The sequence below is a fragment of the Ectothiorhodospira mobilis genome (assembly GCF_016584115.1).
Lineage (GTDB): Bacteria > Pseudomonadota > Gammaproteobacteria > Ectothiorhodospirales > Ectothiorhodospiraceae > Ectothiorhodospira > Ectothiorhodospira mobilis.
On the sequence record NZ_NRSK01000063.1, the window covers coordinates 1 to 1,102 of the forward strand.

Sequence of the window (1,102 nt, forward strand, 5' to 3'; positions counted from 1 at the left end):
CCTGAATTCACAGAATAAGCGCAACGCCTGAACGGATAGAGGGTGGGTCAGCTGCCGCCGTAGAATGGGTGGCTCTCACCCCAAACCCATTCAGGGGTACCGATGAGGCACTACAGGCAGCTGACCCAGGAAGAACGATATCAGATCACTGCGCTTTTGGGGCTGGGGTACTCGCAGGCGGCGATAGCGCAGCGTCTGGGACGGAGCCCGAGCACGATCAGCCGTGAGCTGGCCCGCAATGGCCAGGGTGGGCCCTATGAGGCCGCTGTGGCCCAGAAACGGACCCAGGTGCGGCGCAGTACTGCGGCCAAGCACCACAAGCGGATACCGGCGCTGATCGCGTGGGTGGAGGCCCGACTGCGGGATGGCTGGAGTCCGGAACAGATCGCGGGCAGCGCCCGGGCGGCGGGTCATCCGCTGGTGAGCCACGAGTGGATCTACCGCCACGTGGCGCGGGATCAGGCGGCTGGCGGGTCGCTTGTGACCTGTCTGCGCCACCGCCGGAAGCGCTACCGCAAGCGATACGGGTCGGCTGACCGCCGAGGCCGGATCGTGAACCGGGTCGGGATCGAAGAGCGGCCGAAGATCATCGATCAGCGACGCCGTTATGGCGACTGGGAAGGCGATACGGTCCTTGGCAGCGGTTCGGCCGCGCTGGTGACCCTGGTGGAGCGCAAGAGCGGCCTAGTGGAAATCCGTAAGGTGGTCCGGCGCACCGCAGAGGCGACCCGTGAGGCGGTCATCGATGCCCTGAGACACTGGCAACCGCTGGTGAAGAGCATCATCTTCGACAACGGCAAGGAATTCGCGGCCCACGAGCAGGTGACCGCGAAGCTGGAGTGCCCCGTGTACTTCGCCCGGCCCTATCACAGCTGGGAGCGGGGCACGAACGAGAACACCAACGGCCTCATCCGGGAGTACTTCCCGAAGGGGACCGACTTCGCCCAGGTCAGCGAAGAGCAGATCCAGGAAGTCGAGGACCGGCTCAACCTTCGGCCTCGCAAGCGGCTCGGGTACCGGGCCCCGATCGAGGTCCTGGTGGGGTCTTTACAGCGGCAACGCGCCGCATGACGGGGCGTTGCGGTTATTGGTTGAATTCAGG

General features: G+C 65.3%; 1 protein-coding gene. It reads left to right on the plus strand.

What is annotated here, in order from left to right; all coding sequences use genetic code 11:
* Positions 1–102 precede the first annotated feature (102 nt).
* The gene (locus CKO33_RS13165; protein WP_200182682.1) at positions 103–1,071 is read left to right on the plus strand and encodes an IS30 family transposase; all 969 of its coding nucleotides are present in this window, start codon (positions 103–105) and stop codon (positions 1,069–1,071) included.
* Positions 1,072–1,102 lie beyond the last annotated feature (31 nt).